The organism is Nonomuraea thailandensis, from assembly GCF_024172165.1.
Lineage (GTDB): Bacteria > Actinomycetota > Actinomycetes > Streptosporangiales > Streptosporangiaceae > Nonomuraea > Nonomuraea thailandensis.
Map to the genome: position 1 here is coordinate 12,418,801 of NZ_JAMZEB010000002.1, position 17,787 is coordinate 12,436,587.

13 protein-coding genes are annotated in these 17,787 nt (G+C 73.5%); 5 read left to right on the forward strand and 8 right to left on the reverse strand.

Annotated elements, in window-relative coordinates:
* Nucleotide 1 precedes the first annotated feature (1 nt).
* From HD597_RS61795 to kdpF, 4 genes are read right to left on the reverse strand one after another with little or no spacing between them, the layout of a single operon-like run.
* Entirely contained in the window at nucleotides 2–811 is an 810-nt protein-coding gene (locus HD597_RS61795; RefSeq protein ID WP_253758648.1) for a potassium-transporting ATPase subunit C, read from the reverse strand.
* Nucleotides 812–2,905, reverse strand: a complete 2,094-nt coding sequence (kdpB, locus tag HD597_RS61800) for a potassium-transporting ATPase subunit KdpB (RefSeq protein ID WP_276083328.1) — start codon at nucleotides 2,903–2,905, stop codon at nucleotides 812–814. It abuts the gene before it with no gap.
* A 1-nt stretch (nucleotide 2,906) separates the two neighbouring features.
* Complete coding sequence (kdpA, locus tag HD597_RS61805) at nucleotides 2,907–4,568, reverse strand: potassium-transporting ATPase subunit KdpA (protein ID WP_253758650.1); 1,662 nt, start codon at nucleotides 4,566–4,568, stop codon at nucleotides 2,907–2,909.
* Nucleotides 4,568–4,657: a K(+)-transporting ATPase subunit F gene (gene kdpF / locus HD597_RS61810; protein WP_253758652.1), complete on the reverse strand. Its 90-nt coding sequence runs from the start codon at nucleotides 4,655–4,657 to the stop codon at nucleotides 4,568–4,570. The genes kdpA and kdpF overlap by 1 nt, the downstream gene beginning before the upstream one ends.
* 356 nt (nucleotides 4,658–5,013) lie before the next feature.
* Here kdpF and HD597_RS61815 point away from each other — a divergent pair, with 356 nt between their 5' ends.
* Nucleotides 5,014–8,046: an ABC transporter permease gene (locus tag HD597_RS61815; RefSeq protein WP_253758655.1), complete on the forward strand. Its 3,033-nt coding sequence runs from the start codon at nucleotides 5,014–5,016 to the stop codon at nucleotides 8,044–8,046.
* Entirely contained in the window at nucleotides 8,043–10,625 is a 2,583-nt protein-coding gene (locus HD597_RS61820) for an FtsX-like permease family protein (RefSeq protein WP_253758657.1), read from the forward strand. The genes HD597_RS61815 and HD597_RS61820 overlap by 4 nt, the downstream gene beginning before the upstream one ends.
* Before the next feature lie 70 nt (nucleotides 10,626–10,695).
* Here HD597_RS61820 and HD597_RS61825 read toward each other — a convergent pair whose 3' ends face one another.
* The gene (locus tag HD597_RS61825) at nucleotides 10,696–11,655 is read right to left on the reverse strand and encodes a hypothetical protein (RefSeq protein WP_253758659.1); all 960 of its coding nucleotides are present in this window, start codon (nucleotides 11,653–11,655) and stop codon (nucleotides 10,696–10,698) included.
* Nucleotides 11,656–11,856: 201 nt separating this feature from the next.
* Here HD597_RS61825 and HD597_RS61830 point away from each other — a divergent pair, with 201 nt between their 5' ends.
* Nucleotides 11,857–12,861: a LacI family DNA-binding transcriptional regulator gene (locus HD597_RS61830; RefSeq protein WP_253758661.1), complete on the forward strand. Its 1,005-nt coding sequence runs from the start codon at nucleotides 11,857–11,859 to the stop codon at nucleotides 12,859–12,861.
* 3 nt (nucleotides 12,862–12,864) lie between these two features.
* Here the strand turns inward: HD597_RS61830 and HD597_RS61835 are convergent, their stop codons facing one another.
* On the reverse strand, nucleotides 12,865–14,943 hold the full coding sequence (locus HD597_RS61835) for a serine/threonine-protein kinase (RefSeq protein WP_253758663.1): 2,079 nt from the start codon (nucleotides 14,941–14,943) through the stop codon (nucleotides 12,865–12,867).
* 141 nt (nucleotides 14,944–15,084) lie between these two features.
* Between HD597_RS61835 and HD597_RS61840 the strand changes: the two genes are divergently transcribed.
* Nucleotides 15,085–15,504 (forward strand): HIT family protein, encoded by a 420-nt coding sequence (locus HD597_RS61840; RefSeq protein WP_253758665.1) that lies wholly within the window; start codon nucleotides 15,085–15,087, stop codon nucleotides 15,502–15,504.
* Between the two features lie 60 nt (nucleotides 15,505–15,564).
* On the forward strand, nucleotides 15,565–15,978 hold the full coding sequence (locus tag HD597_RS61845) for a hypothetical protein (RefSeq protein WP_253758667.1): 414 nt from the start codon (nucleotides 15,565–15,567) through the stop codon (nucleotides 15,976–15,978).
* A 13-nt stretch (nucleotides 15,979–15,991) separates the two neighbouring features.
* Here the strand turns inward: HD597_RS61845 and HD597_RS61850 are convergent, their stop codons facing one another.
* Entirely contained in the window at nucleotides 15,992–16,849 is an 858-nt protein-coding gene (locus HD597_RS61850; protein WP_253758669.1) for a sugar phosphate isomerase/epimerase family protein, read from the reverse strand.
* A complete protein-coding gene (locus tag HD597_RS61855) occupies nucleotides 16,846–17,787 on the reverse strand; it encodes an NAD-dependent epimerase/dehydratase family protein (protein ID WP_253758671.1) in 942 nt (313 codons plus the stop codon). Before HD597_RS61855 ends, HD597_RS61850 begins: the two co-directional genes overlap by 4 nt.

Genomic DNA, 17,787 nt, shown 5'->3' on the forward strand with positions numbered 1-17,787 from the left:
GTCAGCCCCGGTCGAGGGCGAGGTTGAGTTCGAGCACGTTGACCGCGGGCTCGCCCATGAAGCCCAGCGCCCGGCCGGTGGTGTGCTCGCCGATCAGCGCCCGCACCCTGTCGAGGGGCAGGCCGCGCTCCTTGGCGACGCGGGGCGCCTGGAGCTCGGCGTAGGCGACGGAGATGTGCGGGTCCAGGCCGGAGCCGCTGGCCGTGACCGCGTCGGCGGGCACCCGCACGGTGGTCACGTCGCCGCGGACGGGGACGGTGCGGCCGGCCGCGTAGTCCTCGCCCGGCCGGGCGCACTCGACCTTCAGGCCCTGGTAGGCGGCGATGAAGGGGGTGGTGGGGCAGGCCTGGTTGACGCTGACGGCGCGGTCGGGGAAGACCTTGAGCACCGCGCCGGCCCCGTCGGGGGTGCAGTACGGGCGGGCGCCGCTGACGCCCTCCAGCTCGCCGGCCGCCTTGGAACGGGCGCAGACCTGGGTGAGCAGCGACTGCCGATCCCGCGTGTCGATGACGTCCTCGGGGCCGAGGTTGCTCGCCGAGGTGGAGGTCGGGTCGTAGCCGTCGCCGGCCGCCGACGGGCGGGACTGGAAGTACGTCCTGACCGGGTTGCCGTCGGCGTCGGTGAAGGACTGGCCGATGAGCGAGCTGCCGTGCCCGCCCGCGACCATGGAGCCGTTGGCCCGGTCGTTGAACAGGGCCTGGGCGACGCCGGTGGTGACCAGCGGGTAGACCAGGCCGAGCAGCACGGTCAGGACGGCGACCGCCCGGAGGGCGGCGAGGTGCTGGCGCAGCCAGCTTGGCAGGCGTTCCATTTAAGACATCCCCGGAAGGAACTGGATCAGCAGGTCGATGAGCTTGATGCCGATGAAGGGTGCGACGATGCCGCCGAGCCCGTAGACGTACAGGTTGCGCGACAGCAGCCTGGAGGCGCTGGAGGGCCGGTAGCGGACCCCTCTGAGCGCCAGCGGGATCAGCGCGATGATGACCAGCGCGTTGAAGATGACCGCGGCGAGGATCGCGGACTGGGGGCTGGACAGGCGCATGACGTTGAGCGCGTCCAGGCCGGGGTAGACCGCGGCGAACATGGCCGGGATGATCGCGAAGTACTTGGCGATGTCGTTGGCGATGGAGAACGTGGTCAGCGCGCCCCGGGTGATGAGGAGTTGCTTGCCGATCTCGACGATCTCGATGAGCTTGGTCGGGTTGGAGTCGAGGTCGACCATGTTGCCGGCCTCCTTGGCGGCCGACGTGCCGGTGTTCATGGCCACGCCGACGTCCGACTGGGCCAGGGCGGGGGCGTCGTTGGTGCCGTCGCCGGTCATCGCCACGAGGCGGCCTCCCGCCTGCTCCTTCCTGATCAGGGCGAGCTTGTCCTCGGGGGTGGCCTCGGCCAGGAAGTCGTCCACGCCGGCCTCGTCCGCGATGGCCTTGGCGGTCAGCGGGTTGTCGCCGGTGATCATGACGGTGCGGATGCCCATGCGGCGCATCTCGTCGAAGCGCTCGCGCATGCCCTCCTTGACCACGTCCTTGAGGTGGATCACGCCGAGCACCCGGCCGCGCTCGGCCACGACCAGCGGGGTGCCGCCGGAGGCGGAGATGCCGTCCACGAGGTGTCCGATGTCGTCGGTGGGGTGGCCGCCGGCGTCGCGCACCCACTTCATCACCGCCGTGGCGGCGCCCTTGCGCACCTCGCGGCCCTCGAAGTTCACGCCGGACATGCGGGTCTGCGCGGTGAACTGCACCCATTCCGCGCCGTGGATCTCCCGCTCACGCAGCCCGTAGCGCTGCTTGGCGAACACCACGATCGAGCGGCCCTCGGGGGTCTCGTCGGCCAGGCTGGACAGCTGCGCCGCCTCGGCCAGCTCCTGCTCGCTTACCCCGGCGATCGGGACGAACTCGCCGGCCTGCCGGTTGCCCAGGGTGATGGTGCCGGTCTTGTCCAGCAGCAGCGTGGAGACGTCCCCGGCCGCCTCCACGGCGCGGCCCGACATGGCCAGCACGTTGCGCTGCACCAGGCGGTCCATGCCGGCGATGCCGATCGCGCTCAGCAGCGCGCCGATCGTGGTCGGGATCAGGCAGACCAGCAGCGACACCAGCACCACGCCGGTGACGCCGTCGGCGTTCAGCGCGAGGGAGTCGGGCACGCCCGGGTTGGCCAGCTTGGAGTAGATCGCCAGGGGCTGCATGGTGACGGTGGCGACCAGGAAGATGATCGTCAGCGCGGCGAGCAGGATGTTGAGCGCGATCTCGTTCGGCGTCTTCTGCCGGTTCGCGCCCTCCACCAGGGCGATCATCCGGTCGATGAAGCTCTCTCCCGGCTTCTGGGTGATCTTCACGATGATCCGGTCGGACAGCACCTTCGTGCCGCCGGTGACGGCGCTGCGGTCGCCGCCGGACTCGCGGATGACGGGGGCGGACTCGCCGGTGATGGCGGACTCGTCCACGCTGGCGATGCCCTCGACGACGTCGCCGTCACCCGGGATGATCTCGCCGGCCTCGACGATCACGTGGTCGCCCTGCCGCAGGTCCGGCGCGCGGATGACGTCCCACTCGCCGGACGCGGGGCCCTTGAGGCGGCGGGCCTGCGTGTCGGTCTTGGCCTTGCGCAGCGTGGCGGCCTGCGCCTTGCCGCGCCCCTCGGCGACGGCCTCGGCCAGGTTGGCGAACAGGACGGTCAGCCACAGCCACACGACGATCGCCCAGGCGAAGAACGACGGGTCGAAGACGGCCAGGACGGTGGTGAAGACCGCGCCGGCCTCCACGATGAACATCACCGGGTTGCGCCACAACGTGGCCGGGTTCAGCTTCCTCAGCGCGTCCGGCAACGAGGCGAGCATCTGCTTCGGGTCGAGCAGGCCACCCCCCACACGGGCCTGCGCGGGTTTCTCCAGCACGGGGGTCGACATGTCAGGACAGTCCTTCTGCGATGGGGCCGAGCGCGAGAGCCGGGAGGAAGGTGAGGGCGACCAGGATCACGGTGACGCCGATGACCATGCCGACGAACTGCGGCCGGTGTGTCGGCAGCGTGCCCGCGCCCTCCGGGACGGGTGACTGCGCGGCCAGCGAGCCGGCCAGGGCCAGCACCAGGATGATCGGCAGGAACCGGCCGAAGGCCATGCACAGGCCGAGCGCCACGTCGTACCACGGGGTGTTGACGGTGAGACCGGCGAAGGCGGAGCCGTTGTTGTTGGAGGCGGAGGTGAAGGCGTACAGGACCTCGGCCAGGCCGTGCGGGCCGGTGTTGAGCATGCTCGCGCGCTGCTCCGCCGAGCCCATCGCGCACGCGGTGCCGGCCAGCACCAGCACCGGGGTGACCAGGAAGTAGAGCGAGGCCAGCTTGATCTCGCGGGCGCCGATCTTCTTGCCCAGGTACTCCGGGGTGCGGCCGACCATCAGCCCGGCCACGAACACCGTGATCACGGCGAGGACGAGCATGCCGTACAGGCCGGCGCCGACGCCGCCGGGCGCGACCTCGCCCAGCATCATGTTGAACAGCGTCATCATGCCGCCGAACGGGGTGTAGCTGTCGTGGAAGGAGTTCACCGCGCCGGTGCTGGTGAGGGTGGTGGCGGCGGCGAAGGTGGCGGAGTTGGAGACGCCGAAGCGCACCTCCTTGCCCTCCATGGCCGCTCCGACGGCCTGCGGCACCGTCGCGTTCCCCGACAGCTCGAAGGCGTTGGTGAGCAGGACGCTCGCCAGGGCCAGGGTGCCCATCACGGCGAGGATCGCGTAGCCCTGCCGGACCTGGCCGACCAGCCGGCCGAAGGTGCGGGTGAGGGAGAACGGGATCACCAGGATCAGGAAGATCTCGAACCAGTTCGTCCAGGTGGCGGCGTTCTCGAAGGGGTGGGCGGAGTTGACGTTGTAGAAGCCGCCGCCGTTCGTGCCCAGCTCCTTGATCACCTCCTGGGAGGCGACCGGGCCGCCGGTGATCGCCTGGGTGCCGCCGGTCAGCGTGGTCACCTCGTGCGGGCCGGCGAAGTTCTGGATCAGCCCGCCCGCGACCAGCACCAGCGCCCCGACGAACGCGATCGGCAGCAGGATGCGGATCGAGCCGCGGACCAGGTCCACCCAGAAGTTGCCGATGGTGCCGGACCTGCGGCGGGCGAAGCCTCGTACCAGGGCGATCGCCACCGCCATGCCGACCGCGGCCGAGACGAAGTTCTGCACCGCCAGGGCGCCCATCTGGGTCAGGTGGCCCATCGTGGACTCGCCGGAGTAGGCCTGCCAGTTGGTGTTGGTGACGAAGCTGATCGCGGTGTTCCAGGCGATGTGGTCGGTGACCGGCGCCATGCCGACGCTGAGCGGCAGCTTGTCCTGCAGTCGCTGGACGGCGTAGACGACCAGGATCGAGATCACCGAGAAGGCCAGCAGGCTGCGCGCGTAGACGGGCCAGCTCTGCTCGGCGTCGGCGCGCACCCCCAGGAGCCGGTAGATCACCCGCTCGACGGGGTTGTGCCGGGCGCCGGAGTAGACGCGGTACATGTAGTCGCCGAACGGCTTCCAGACCAGGGCCAGCGCGACGATCAGGGAGGCGATGAAGATCATCCCGGCGAGCGGCGTGCTCATCAGAACCGCTCCGGGAACAGCAGGGCCGCGACCATGAAGATCACCAGACCGATGACCACGACGAGGCCGGTGGCGTTGACAGTGCTCACAGCCGCTCCACCGCCTTCACGACCAGCCCGAAGATCACGAAGATCGCGATCGTCAGGGCGACGAAGATGACGTCTGCCATCCCCACTCCTCAGCTCGTTGATGAGATCGCCGCCGCCCTCGACGGGCGGCCCGCAGATCAAGCAAACGCCGAGATTTGGGGTGTTTTGCCGTTCTTGACGGGATTCATACGGCCGCAGCCCGAATATTGACGGCCTCACTACGCGGGGCCGCCAGAGCCGATCCCAGGACGGCCGGCCGGGCGCTCGATCACATGCGCGTATCAGGTGCGCCCGCACCCTTGCCCTGGTCCTGCCCGCCCCCGAAGGTCTTTATCACCGGGGGAAGGAGAGCGGGGATGCGGGCGCCGCTGGTCGTCAAGCGTGCCCTTGACGAGCCGTTGCTGCTCCTGGCCGCGTTCGGGTCGATCCTGCTGGCGACGACCACGCTGGCGGCGCTGACGATGTACGCCTCCTCCATCGCCGGCGCGGGGGTGCGCAGGGCGATGGAGACGGCCTCGTACCGCCAGACGACCACCACCGTCAGCGCCCAGGTCGACGCCAGGACCTTCCCGAAGTACGACCGGATCGTGCGCGACGAGCTCGCCGCCGCCTACGGGTCGCCGCCGGCCGTCACCACCAGCCTGCGCTCGGACTCGTACGTCATGCCGGGGCAGGACGGCGAGGAGCTGCCCGAGCTGCTGCGCTTCGGCGGCCACGACGGGCTCGACCGGCACGCCCGGCTGGTCGGGGGCAGGTGGCCGCGGACCGGCGGGCAGGCCGTGGAGGCGGTGATCTCGGAGCCGGCGGCCGCGGGCACCCGCTTCGAGCTCGGCGAGGAGTTCGTCACGAGGGCGCGGCTCGACGGGCGGCCGGTCCGGGTCCGCGTCGTCGGCGTCTTCCGGCTCGACGACCCCGTGGGCGAGCGCTGGGCCGGGGAGGAGCTGCTGCGCAGGGGCGTGGAGCGCGGCGAGTACACCACCTACGGGCCCCTGATGGTGACGCGGGAGACGTTCCTCGCGCGCTTCGCCACCGGCGTCAGGGCCGTCTGGGCGGCCGAGCCCGAGCTCGGCGCGCTGACGCCCGAGCGGCTGCGCCCGCTGGCCGAGGCCGTCGGCCGGGTCGGCGAGCGGCTGCCGGCGGCCGGCTGCGCGAACTGCCTGACCGCCGGGGAGCTTCCCGGGCTCCTCGAACAGCTCGGCACCGCGTCCCTGGTGACCCGCTCCACCATGCTGATCCCGGTGCTGCAACTGCTGCTGCTCGCCGGGTACGCGCTGATGCTGACCGCTCGGCTGCTGGCCGACCACCGGCGCATGGAGGTGGCGCTGCTGCGCTCGCGCGGCGCGGGCGCGCCCCGGCTGGCGGCGCTGGCCGGCGGCGAGGCGCTGCTGGTCGCGCTCCCGTGCGCGGTCGTGGCGCCGTTGCTGGGGCCGCCGCTGCTCGCGCTGATCGGCCTGCTGCCGTGGATCAGGTCCTCGGGGGTGCGGCTGGAGCCGGCGGCCGACACGGGGACGTACCTCGTCTCGTCCGGGGTGGCGCTGGCCGCGGCCGTGCTGCTGGCGCTGCCGGCCGTGGCGGGCGCGCGGCGCACGTACGTGGAGGAGCAGTCGGCGCGCGGGCGCGGCGCCCGGCGCGGCCTGATCCAGGGGGCGGGCGCGGACCTGGCCCTGCTGGCGGTGGCCGCGCTGGCGATCTGGCAGCTCCAGCGCTACGGCGCGCCGGTCACCGCGACGGCGGCGGGCGGGCTCGGCATCGACCCGCTGATCATCTCCGGCCCGGTCCTGGCCCTGCTCGCGGGCGGCCTGCTGGGGCTGCGGCTGGTGCCGCGCGTGTCGCGGCTGGCCGAGCGGCTGACCTCGCGCCGCCCCACCCTCGCCCCCGCGATGGGGGCGTGGCAGGTCAGCAGACGGCCGCTCAGGTACGCCGGTCCCGCGCTGCTGCTGACCCTGGCCATCGCGATCGGCGTCGTCTCCATGGCCACCACCTCCACCTGGCAGGCCTCGCAACGCGATCAGGCCGACCACCAGGCGGCGGCCGACCTGCGCCTGTCGGGGCCCGCCGAGGGGCCCGAGCTGGGGGCGCTCGGCCGTGGCACGGCGTTCACGGCGCTGCCGGGCGTCACCGCCGCCTCGCCCGCCTTCCGGGCGCCGACCGAGGTGGGGGGCCAGAGCGCGTTGCTGCTCGCCCTGGACGCGGGCAGGCTGCGCGAGCTGTTCCGCCTGCGCCCCGACCTGTCGGCGCGGCCGGTGGCGGAGCTGTCCGCGGCGCTCGCCGGTGACCGGGCGGGCCGGCTGGAGCTGCCCGGACGGCCGCGCGCCCTGACCGTGCGGGTCGAGTCCCGCGCCACCGTGCGGGCCCGGCTGGTGCTGTCCGACGCGCTGGGCGCGTGGCGCGACGTGCCGCTCGGCGAGCTGCGGCCGGGCGGCAACCGGATCGAGCTCGACCTGGCCCCGCTGGCCGGCCGCGCCGGCACGATCGCCTATCCGCTGTCGGTACGCGGCCTCGTGCCGGGCGAGCAGGCGGGCCTCGGACTGACCGGGCTGAGCGCGGACGGCCGGGACGTGCAGGTGACCGGAGCCGTCACCCATCCGCACGGCGTGATCACCTTCGGGCCGGCGCGGGAGCCCCGGCCGCTGCCCGTGGTGCTCACCTCCGGCCTGGCCGCCGCTCTCAAGCTGCACGCCGGGCAGAGCGCGGATGTCCGCTTCGCCGGCCGGGTCCTGCGGATCGAGGTGGCGGGCCTCGTGACGAGCATGCCCACGAGCACCCCGGACCAGCAGGGCGTGCTCGCCGACTGGGAGACGCTGCAGGCGTACGAGCTGGCCGCGGCGCAGCCGTCCAGGCCCGCCACCGAGTGGTGGCTCGCCACCGGCGGCTCCGCGCCCGCGCGGGAGGTCCTGCGCCGCAACCCGCAATGGGACGTGACCACGGTGGACCGGCGGGAGCTGGCGGCCAAGCTGCGCGACGATCCGCTGGTCGGATCGTTGCAGGGCGGGCTGACCCTGGGGTTCGCCGCGGCGCTGGGGTTCGCGGTGCTCGGGTTCCTGGTGAACGCCGTGGTCGCGGCGGGGGAGCGGCGGGCCGAGTTCGCCGTGCTGCGGGCGCTCGGCGCCGGCTCCCGCCAGGTGTTCGGGATGCTGGCCACGGAGCAGGCGTTCGTCATCGGGCTGTCGCTCGCGGCCGGTACCGGGCTCGCCGTGGTCGTCGGGAGCCTGGTGGTGCCGCGGATCGTGCTGACCGGGCAGGCGTCGGCGGTCACGCCGGACGTGCTGTTCCACGTGCCGTGGGCGTCCGTGGCCCTGATGCTGGCCCTGGTGACGGCGGTGCTGGTCGCGATCGTCGCCGGGCTGGCCCGGCGCATGTGGCGGGGGCAGAGCTTGGAGGAGCGGTGAGGATCCCCCTGGGAGTCCGGGCGCACGCGGGCACGTCGGCGCTGCTCGTCGTGCTGACGGTGATCGCCTGCCTGCTCGTGGCCGGGCTGCCCAGGACGATGCAGGCGTCGTTCGACGAGGCGCTGCGCCGGTCGCTGACCGAGGCCGAGGCGGTGCGGACCGACCTGACCGTCACCGGCGCTCCGGCCCTGCCCGCCGGCGAGCTGTACTCGCGCGCCCAGTTCGAGGGCGGCGACCTCCACTGGCGGCGGCTCCTTCCGCCGGCGCTGCGGCCCCTGATCGGGCCCGGCGGCCACATCAGCGCCAAGACCCACCGCACGCCCGTCAACGAGACGAGCGCGTTCCGCAACTTCGTCAACCTCGGCTGGCTGTCCGACGCCGCCCGGCGCGTGGACTGGGTGCGCGGCCGGGCGCCCGGCAAGCCGTCCACCATGCGGTACCAGGGCGCGACCATCCCGGTCGTGGAGGTGGGCGTCGTGGAGGAGGCCGTGTCCCGGATGGGGCTGGACGTCGGTCAGACCAGGATGCTCGGCGAGAGCGTGCACACGGCCGTGAGGATCGTCGGCGTCTTCAGGGCCAGGGACCCGGCCGGCCGCTCCTGGAGCCACGACGCCGACGTCCTGCACGTCACCAAGGTCGTGCCGGTGGACGGGCCGGAGGAGCTGCACACGACGGCGCTGATGTCGGACGACGGGCTGGGCGCGCTGACCAACAGGGGCCGCACCCTGACCTACCGCTGGGTCCTCGCCCTCGACGGGCGGGCCGCGAGCGCCCTGGACGTGCCGGGCGTCGAGGCCGCCGCCGCCGAGTTCCAGCGGCAGGTGGACGTCCAGGGGACGGGCACCATCAGCTACCGCCTGGTCACCGGGCTGCCCCAGCTGCTCACCGGCTTCAAGGCCGCGATGTCCGCCGCGCAGACCGTCATGTACCTGGTGCTCGGCGGCCTGTTCGCGGTCGCGCTCGGCGTGATCGCGCTGGCCGCGCGGCTGCTGACCGACCGCATGGAGCGCACGCTGGCCCTGGCGCGGGCGCGCGGCGCCTCGCTGTGGCAGGTGGTGTCGGCCGGGAGCGCGCTGACCGCCGTCCTGGTCGGGCCCGCGGCCCTCGCCGGGTACGCCCTGTCGTTCCTCCTGCCGGGGCCCGTGCTGCCGATCGTGCACCTCGGCCCCGCGGTCGTGGTCGTCGCCGTCGTGGCCTTCGCCGTGGCACGCCTGGTGCTGGCGCATCGCACGCCGCTGCGGGAGCACCGTGCCGATCTGGTCGCCGTCCGGCCGTCCGCGCGGCGGGTGACGGTGGAGGCGCTGGTCGTCGTGCTCGCGCTGGCGGGGGCGTACCTGCTGCGGGCCCGCGGGCAGTCGGGCACCGGGCAGCAGGATCCGTTCCTGCTGCTGATCCCGGTCGCGCTGACGCTCGCGGCGGCGCTGATCACCCTGCGGTGCTACCCGTACCCGCTGCGGCTGCTCGTCCGGCTGGCCGCGCGCGGGCGGGCGGCCGTGCCGTTCCTCGGGTCGACCAGGGCGGCCAGGGAGCGGTCCGTGGGCGCGCTGCCGGTGCTGATCCTGCTGCCCGCGCTGAGCCTGTCGGTGTTCGCCGCGGTGGTCCACGACGGGATCACCGCCACGCAGCGGCTGGCGTCCTGGCAGAAGGTGGGCGCGCCGATCAAGCTGACGTCGGCCGCGAACATCCCGCCCGACGTCGTCGAACGGGTGCGCCGGGCGCCCGGGGTCGAGCAGGTGGCGCTCGCGCTGACCGGCCGGGTGCAGCTCGGGGCCACCGGGGAGTGGCCGTACGCGGTCGCCGTGGACCTCGCGCAGTGGCGGCGGGTCAACGAGGGCGCGCCCATGGGCCTGCCCGAGCTGTCCGGGCCCGCGTCCGCGCTGGTCTCGCCCGCGCTGGGCGGGCAGGGCGCCGTCGAGGTCAGGTGGCTGTCGGCGGTGCGGCTGACCGTCCAGGGCGTGATCGACGCGGTGCCCGGGTTCTACGCCGACGGGCAGTTCCTGCTCGTGCCGCGGGAGGTGCTGCCGTGGCCCGCGGCCAACACCTTGCTGATCAGAGGCGACATCTCGCCCGCCGAGCTGGCGCGGCTGGTGCCGGCCGCCACGGTGGAGACGCAGGAGGCGGCGCTGGCGGCCATCCAGGCCGACCCGCTCACCGGGACGGTCCGCGCGACGATGGTCGTCGTGACGGTGGCGCTGGGGGCGTACGCGCTGGTCGCGATCGTGCTGTCGCTGGCCGCGGGGGCTGCCGGGCGGGCCAGGGCGGTCTCGCTGCTGCGCACGCTCGGGCTGTCCGACCGGCAGGCCCGGCGGCTGACCCTGCTGGAGCTGATGCCCGTCGTCCTCGTCACCGCACCGGTGGGCGTGGCTCTGGGCATGGGCCTGCCGGCCGCGCTCGGGCCGGGGGTGGACATGTCCGCCTTCGCGGGTGGCCTGCCCGTCGCCGATCACACGCCGGGCCTGCTCACGCCCGTGGCGCTGGCGGCGGGGCTGGGCCTGTGCGCGGTGCTCGGGGCGTACGCGCACACCGCCATGAGCCGCCGCCGCAACCTCGACGCGGCCCTCCGCGTGGGCGACCCCTGACTCCGCGGCCAGGCCGGGCATGGGCGAACGTCCGGCCGCGGTGCGGGGTCGAGGCGAGCGCCCGGACGGGTCAACCGGCGGCGGGCGCCGGCGCGGGGGCGACGGGGGCACGCCGGGCGGCGAAGAGGAGGACGGCCGCCGCGGCGAGGGCGACGAGCCCGGCGAGCGTCGCGGCCGCCGCCAGGGTGCCGGCGTCCGGGTGGATGAGGGACTGGCCGCGCTGGGCCTGCCACAGCAGCAGGCCGGTCAGGCCCGCGTAGCCCGCGGCGGTGACGACCACGAGGCCGGTCCTGGCGCCGTCCAGCGCGGGCCACGACAGGCGGCCCAGCACGATGGCGAGCAGCGGGAGCACCTGGAGGGCGTGGATGCCGACGAAGTGCGCGACGCGCAGGTCGCCGGCGCCCGTCTCCCAGCCGGTGAGCGGCATGCCGGAGCCGGCCTCGGTGACGCCGACGCCGTGCGCGCCGATGGTGGTCAGGTCGATCCCGGCGGCCAGGCTCAGCGCCTGGCCGGGCGTCGGGGCGGTCATCAGGTAGCCGACGGACATGCCTGCCAGGGAGATGACGAACCCCAGCGGGATCGCCCAGGCCATGGCCCGGTCCACGCGGCGCTGGAACATCAGGAGGACACCCAGCGCGAGGGTCGACAGCCAGCCGAGGTAGGCGGCGCCGCCCATGACCATGAACACGGTCTCGTCCAGCCCGGGAGTGAGGTTGAAGTGGCTGCTCACCCCGCGGGCGGCCTGGAAGGTGATGGCGGAGACCTCGGGGACGACGAAGCCCGCGACGATCACGGTGCCGAGCCACCACATCGTCCGCCGCCAGCGGTCCACCTGGCCGATCAGCCAGGCCAGCGTGATCGCGTACAGCGCGAAGGACACGGAGAACTTGAACGGCTTGAGCCAGACGGCCTCGCCCAGCACGGTCCGCTCGTCCACGAGGAGCCCGACGCCGCTCACGATCGCCAGCGCCACCATCGCGGCCGTGCAGAAGAGCAGCGGCCGATGCGCGATCTTCAGGGTGTTCTTCATGGGTTCAAGCCTGCTGACGTGCGGGTTCACGGACCAGAGACGAGATCATCGATGGGAGGTGATCAGCTCACTAATCAGACAAATATGCATGAAGCAGGCAATTTCCATCGTCGCCGTCGGCTCGTGCCTCGGCAGGTCATAATGTGCGCGACTCGCCGTTTCGGGCCCCTGTCGCGACACTCGGGCCGCAAGGAGGGAAACATGCCGAGCAGGCACAGACAGGTCACGCTGGCCACCATCGCGGCCGCGGCGGGCGTGTCCGTGGCCACGGTGTCGAAGGTGCTCAACGGCCGCAGCGACGTCGCTCCGGCCACCCGCGAGCTGGTGCGGGAGCTGCTGGTGGAGCGGGGCTACGTCCACCGATCAGCGCTCCGGGAGCCGGTGGCGACGGTCGAACTGCAGGTGGAAGGGCCCCTGTGCGCGTACTCCGACAAGATCGTCCAGGGTGCGATGCAGGCCGCGGCGGAATCCGGCGCGGCGGTCGTCGTGACCAGCACCGACCACCTGGCCGACGGCGTCTCCTGGGCGCGCGGCCTGGTCGAGGCCGGGCGGCGAGCGGTGATCACGCTGGCCGTCGAGCCGACGCCCGACCAGCTCGGCGTGCTGATCCAGGCGAACCTTCCGGTGGTGGTGATCGACCCGCTGAACGTGCCGGCCGGCCCTGTGACGAGCGTCGGCCCGACCAACTTCGCCGGCGGCATGTCCGCGACGCGGCATCTCCTGGCACTCGGCCACCGCCGCATCGCCTACCTCGGCGGTCCCGCCACCGCCGGCTCCAACCAGGCGCGCATGCACGGCTACCGGGCCGCCATGGAGGAGGCGGGCGTGCCCGTGCCCGCCGAGTACGTGCGCACCTCCGGGTTCTGCTATCCCCACGGCGTCCAGGAGGGCGCCGCCCTGCTCGACCTGCCGAGCCCGCCGACGGCCGTCTTCGCCGCCAGCGACGAGATCGCCCTCGGCGCCATCCAGGTCGCCAGGAGCAGGGGCCTGCGCATCCCCGAGGACCTCAGCGTCGTGGGCTTCGACGACACGCAGATCGCCACGATGACCGCGCCGATGCTGACCACCGTCCGCCAGCCGCTGCGGGAGATGGGCGCCGTCGCCCTGCGCATGGCGCTGCGCCTGGCCGGCGGCGAGAGCGTCGAGTCCCGCCACCTCGAACTCGCCACCGAGCTGGTGGTACGCGGCTCCAGCACGGCCGCCTGACGGTCACGGGGCGGAGTCCGTCCAGCCGTGGAACACGTGGATCACGTTCGAGCCGGCACTGACGATCCGGTACGGCTTGGCGAAGTCGATCGGCGCCGTCTTCAGCGGCGCGCGGGGCGCGAGGGCGACGGAGATCCGCGCCCCGGAGATCACGGGCTTGGCCGCGGCCGTCACCTGGTCGCCCTCGTCGTTCCCGGCCGCCCACTGCAGCGTCCACGCGCCCTTGGCGCCGGTGAGCGAGACGGTGGCGGTCCTGCCGTCCTGCTCGACGGAGACGGTCCAGGTGCTGCGGCTGTTGCCCTCGGAAGGGGCGCTCCCGGGAACCGCGCCGGCGGTGGTGAACTCGGCGGTCGCCCCCTTGGGGCCGCCCCGCACCACGGCGCTCACGAGATCCGCGTGCGGAGGCGCCTCGCCCGCGTTCGGGCCGCCCTTGGCGTCGCCGCGCCTGTCCTGGACGGTGGCGCTCCGCGAGCCCGCGTCCGGCGTCGGAGGCTGGGAGACGGCGCACTTCAGGTCCGCCCGCGTGGTCCTGCCCTGCTTGACCTCGGCCGTGGTCGAGCACGTCTGCTTGCCGATCGCGGTCTGGAGGCGGTAGCCGCCCTGCGGTAAGGCGAAGCGGAATCCGCCCTGGTCCGCGCGTTCGCCCTTGACCCGCTTGTTCTTCTCGGTGAAGACCTCGACCAGTCCGGGCTGGTAGCCGTCCGCGGCCGATCCTCCGGACGAGGGCCCGCCGACGTGGAGGATACCGCCGACGATCAGGCCGGTGGCCGCGGTGGTGGGGCGGTCCTGAGCCTTTGCCGACGTGGCCGGCTTCGTGGGTTCATCCGGCTTCGCCGACCTCTCGGGCTTCGCGGACGTCTCGTCCTCGGTGTGGGTACCGAGATCCGGCGTGGGGTCCGCCCCGGTGCTCGGCGGCGTCTCTCCGGTGCGCGCCTGGGTCGCGGCCGGGGCCGGTGGGTCGGCCTGCAGCAGGTTCCAGGCCAGTGCCGCCGCGATGGCCGCGGCGAGCGTGCCTCCCGCCAGCGCCATCCCTCGCCGGGAGCGACGGGCCTTTCGCGGCTCGGTGACCCGGTCCTCGCCTGAGCCCGTGACGGCCGGAGCAGGATCCGGCGCGGCCGGAGCAGGATCCCGCGCGATGCCCGGGACGGCTGGAGCAGGATCACCCGTGGCGTCCGCGGCGGCCGGAGCGGGGTCCGGCGCGGTGCCCGCGGCCGGACGGGCTCGCGTCCCGCTGATGGAGCCGTGCCCCGCGTCCGGATCGTCGACCAGCGCGCGGGCCGCCGCGGCCAGGGCGGCGGCGCTCGGCCATCGGCTCGCCGGATCCTTGGCGAGGGCACGCATGACGACCTCCGCGACCCGGCCGGGCACGTCGCCGGGCAGCGGCGGGGGCGTCTCGTTCAGGTGCTGGAGCGCGATCGCGACGGCGTTGTCGCCCGCGAACGGCACCCGCCCGGCCAGGCACTCGTACGCGACCACGCCCAGCGCGTAGACGTCCATCGCCGGCGTGGGCGGGGAGCCCTCGGCCTGCTCGGGGGCGCAGTAGGTGGCGGTGCCCAGCACGATGCCCGAGGCGGTCAGCTTGTGCCCCTCAGCCGCCCTGGCGATGCCGAAATCGGTCAGCGCGACCGTTCCGTCGGGCCGGATGATGAGGTTGCCGGGCTTGACGTCCCGGTGCACGACGCCTGCCTCGTGCACCGCCTGGAGCGCTGCGGCGGCCTGCGCGACCAGGTCCATCGTCGCGCCGGGAGCGACCCGTCCCCGGCGCGCCAGCAGCAGGTGCAGCGGCTCGCCGTCGAGGAACTGCATCACCAGGTACGGTGTGCGCCCGCCGGCCGTCCCGGCGATCCCGAAGTCGAACACGCTCACCACGCCGGGATGGTCGATGGTGGCCATCGAGCGGGCCTCGGCCTGGAACCGGGTCGCGAACTCCGGGTTGTCGGCCAGGGCCGCGCGGATCGTCTTCACCGCGACGACCCGGGCGAGCAGCGTGTCCTGCGCGCGCCAGACCTCACCGTGCCCGCCGCTGCCGAGCCGTGACAAGAGGCGATACCGGCCGGCCAGCACCGTGTCTGGAGTAATCACGTCATAGAAGACGTTGCGGACATGTTCTTGGTTCGGTGACCAGCCGGACCGGTTCCGGGCCCGCCGGAACGCCGCCGCCTGACCAGCGGCCGTGCGGGCGTCGCTACACTCTGGCTCGATCATGTGGAAGGAAGGGCGGTCATGACCGGAACCTGTACGTTCTGCGGCATCGTAGCCGGGGAGATCCCCGCGGAGATCGTCTACTCCGACGAGCACGCGGTCGCCTTCCTCGACATCTCGCAGGCGACCCGCGGCCACACCCTGGTCGTCCCCCGCGAGCACTGCCGCGACCTGACCGACATCGGCCCGGACCGGGCGGGCCTGCTGATGGGGGCCGCCGTGCACACCGCCGCCCTGCTGCGCCGCGCGCTGGAGCCGGGCGGGATGAACATCTGGCACGCCACCGGCCCCACGGCCTGGCAGACCGTGTTCCACTTCCACCTGCACCTGCTGCCGCGCTACACCCCCGAGGATCTCAAGCGGGCCTGGACGCATCGGGACCTGCCGCTGTCGTCGCTGTCGCCCCTGGCCGACCGGATCAGGGCCGCCGCCGCGTCCTGAGGGGAAGCGCGACCGCGTAAAGATGATCTTTCGGCCGGCGGGGTGTCGCGGAGGCAGGCGTTGCGCACCTCGCTGACGGCGGCCTCCGCCCTGGCCGTCACGGCGCCGGCGCGGGCCGACGCCGTGACCGCCGGCCCGAGGGGGCAGTTCGCCCGCAACGTGGAGGTCGTCGGCTACACCGACATGGATCACCGGCCGGCCTTCAAGATGGCCGTTCGCCAGGTGAGGGGCAGGTGGTACCTCTACACCGGCCACTTCTGGCACTCGGGCTGGAGCGTCGTGGACGTCTCCTACGGCAAGGGCGCCGCGCCGCACACCATCAGCACCACCCGGACGTGCAGCGGCAGGGCGACCGGCTCGGTGCCCGAGGACAGGCTCGTGGCCCAGACGGAGGACGTGGTCGTGGACCGGCGCGGCTGCATCTACATCTCCGACCAGAACCAGGGCGTGCACATCCTGCGCTACACCGGCTGACCGGCCACGCCGCTCATCGCCGGCCGGACGGGTGCCACGGCACCGCGCCCGTCCGCTCCAGGCTCCAGCCCAGCTTCTCGAAGGCGGCGATGTCGTCGTGCAGGCGTGGCAGCGGCGGTTCGAGGTCGATCAGCTCGAAGACGGTGACGCCGTCGAAGCCGATGGAGCGCAGGGCTTCGGCGTAGCGGGCGAAGTCGACCTCACCCCGCCCCGGTGAGGTGTGGGCCCACTGGCCGCGCCAGGTGTCGCTCATGTGCGCGATCCGGATCCGGTGGCCGGCCGTGCGGACGCCGTCCATCGGATCCTCCTGGTTGATGGTGTTGGCGACGTCGTAGGCGATGCCGAGGTTCGGGGCGCCGATCTCGTCGACGACCTCCGAGAGCTGCCGCGCGTCGCCGAGGTAGCCGTAGGGGCTGGTCTCCAGGGCGATCGTCACCCCCAGCCGCTCCGCCCGGTCCAGCAGGACGCGCAGGGCCTGGTCGAGCCACCAGCGGCAGGCGTCGGCCGGCGCGGGGGACAGGGCGTGCCTGCGGCCGGGGATGAGGATGACGATCGGGGCCTCGAGGTCGTGGGCGAGCTCGATCTCGCCGAGGACGGCGTCGAGGCCGGCCCGGCGGAAGTCGTTGCTGGGGCTGATCAGGTTGATGTCCAGGAAGCCCGGGTTGACCGAGGTGACGGTCAGCCCGAGGGCGGCGAGCTCGCGGCGCAGCGCGTGGCGCTCGTACGCGCCGAAGCCGCTCGTCTGCAGGTGGGGCGCGGCCGTGGTGATCTCGATCTGCCGGAACCCGGTCGCGGCCAGGCCCCGGAGGGCGTCGTAGAACGGCGCCTGGTGCAGCCAGCTGTAGGTGGTGCCGCCGAGGGCGAGGGTCATGGGTGGCTCCCTTGCGTGAGCGGATGGCCGGCTTCGAGGCCGGACAGGATGCGGGCGAGCCCCTCGGACAGCGGGACACGAGGGGCGTAGCCGAGCGCGCGGGCCCGCGTGATGTCGAGCGCGCCCTTGCGGGCCGCGGCGACGCCCGGCGCCATCTCCAGCGGCCCGTCACCGAGATCGACCTGCCAGCCCGGGCGGAGCTGCGCGATCTCGGCGGCGAGCTCGCGCAGGCCGACGGCGTGACCCGTGGCCACGTTGTAGGCGCGGTGGCCGAGCCGCTCCGCGTTCAGCACGAGGAGGATGCCGTCGATCGCGTCGTCCACGTAGGTGAAGTCGATGCGCTGGTCGCCGCCGCGGGCGAGCCGGCTCGCGAGGCCGCCCGCCGCGTCCTGGAGCCACGGGTGAGGCAGCCGGCGGCGGGGGAAGCCCGGCCCGTACACCCAGCACAGCCGGACGGCGGCGTAGGGCAGCCCGTGCTGGTCGGCGTAGTACTCGCCGAGCCGCTCGACCGCGTACTTCGTGATGCCGTAGGGGGAGACGGGCAGCGCCGGGTCGTCCTCCCTGATCGGGTCCCTGACGAAGTGGCCGTAGGTCTCCTCGGAGGAGAGGTCCACGACGCGGCGGACCCCGCCGACGCGGCAGACCGCCTCGAACAGGGCGACCGCGCCGTCGACGTTGACGTTCACGGCGGCGGGCAGGCCGGCGACGCTGGCGGTGACGCCGACGACCGCCGCGGCGTGCACCACCTCCGTCACCGCGTACGTCCGCAGCACGTGTTCGAGGCGCGCGCCGTCGGTGATGTCACCGGCGATCTCCGTCACGGACGGCGGGAACGAGCCCCGGGTGAGCCGGTCGAAGCTGACCACTTGCTCGCCGAGGGCGGCGAGCCCGCATACGAGCGGGTGCCCGAGGAAGCCGGCGCCGCCTGTCACGAGCAC

Bases quoted from the DNA above. Each gene is read 5' to 3' on its own strand.
- HD597_RS61795 (WP_253758648.1), bottom strand. From the start codon at position 811: ATGGAACGCCTGCCAAGCTGGCTGCGCCAGCACCTCGCCGCCCTCCGG.
- kdpB (WP_276083328.1), bottom strand. From the start codon at position 2,905: ATGTCGACCCCCGTGCTGGAGAAACCCGCGCAGGCCCGTGTGGGGGGT.
- kdpA (WP_253758650.1), bottom strand. From the start codon at position 4,568: ATGAGCACGCCGCTCGCCGGGATGATCTTCATCGCCTCCCTGATCGTC.
- HD597_RS61815 (WP_253758655.1), top strand. From the start codon at position 5,014: ATGCGGGCGCCGCTGGTCGTCAAGCGTGCCCTTGACGAGCCGTTGCTG.
- HD597_RS61825 (WP_253758659.1), bottom strand. From the start codon at position 11,655: ATGAAGAACACCCTGAAGATCGCGCATCGGCCGCTGCTCTTCTGCACG.
- HD597_RS61830 (WP_253758661.1), top strand. From the start codon at position 11,857: ATGCCGAGCAGGCACAGACAGGTCACGCTGGCCACCATCGCGGCCGCG.
- HD597_RS61840 (WP_253758665.1), top strand. From the start codon at position 15,085: ATGACCGGAACCTGTACGTTCTGCGGCATCGTAGCCGGGGAGATCCCC.
- HD597_RS61850 (WP_253758669.1), bottom strand. From the start codon at position 16,849: ATGACCCTCGCCCTCGGCGGCACCACCTACAGCTGGCTGCACCAGGCG.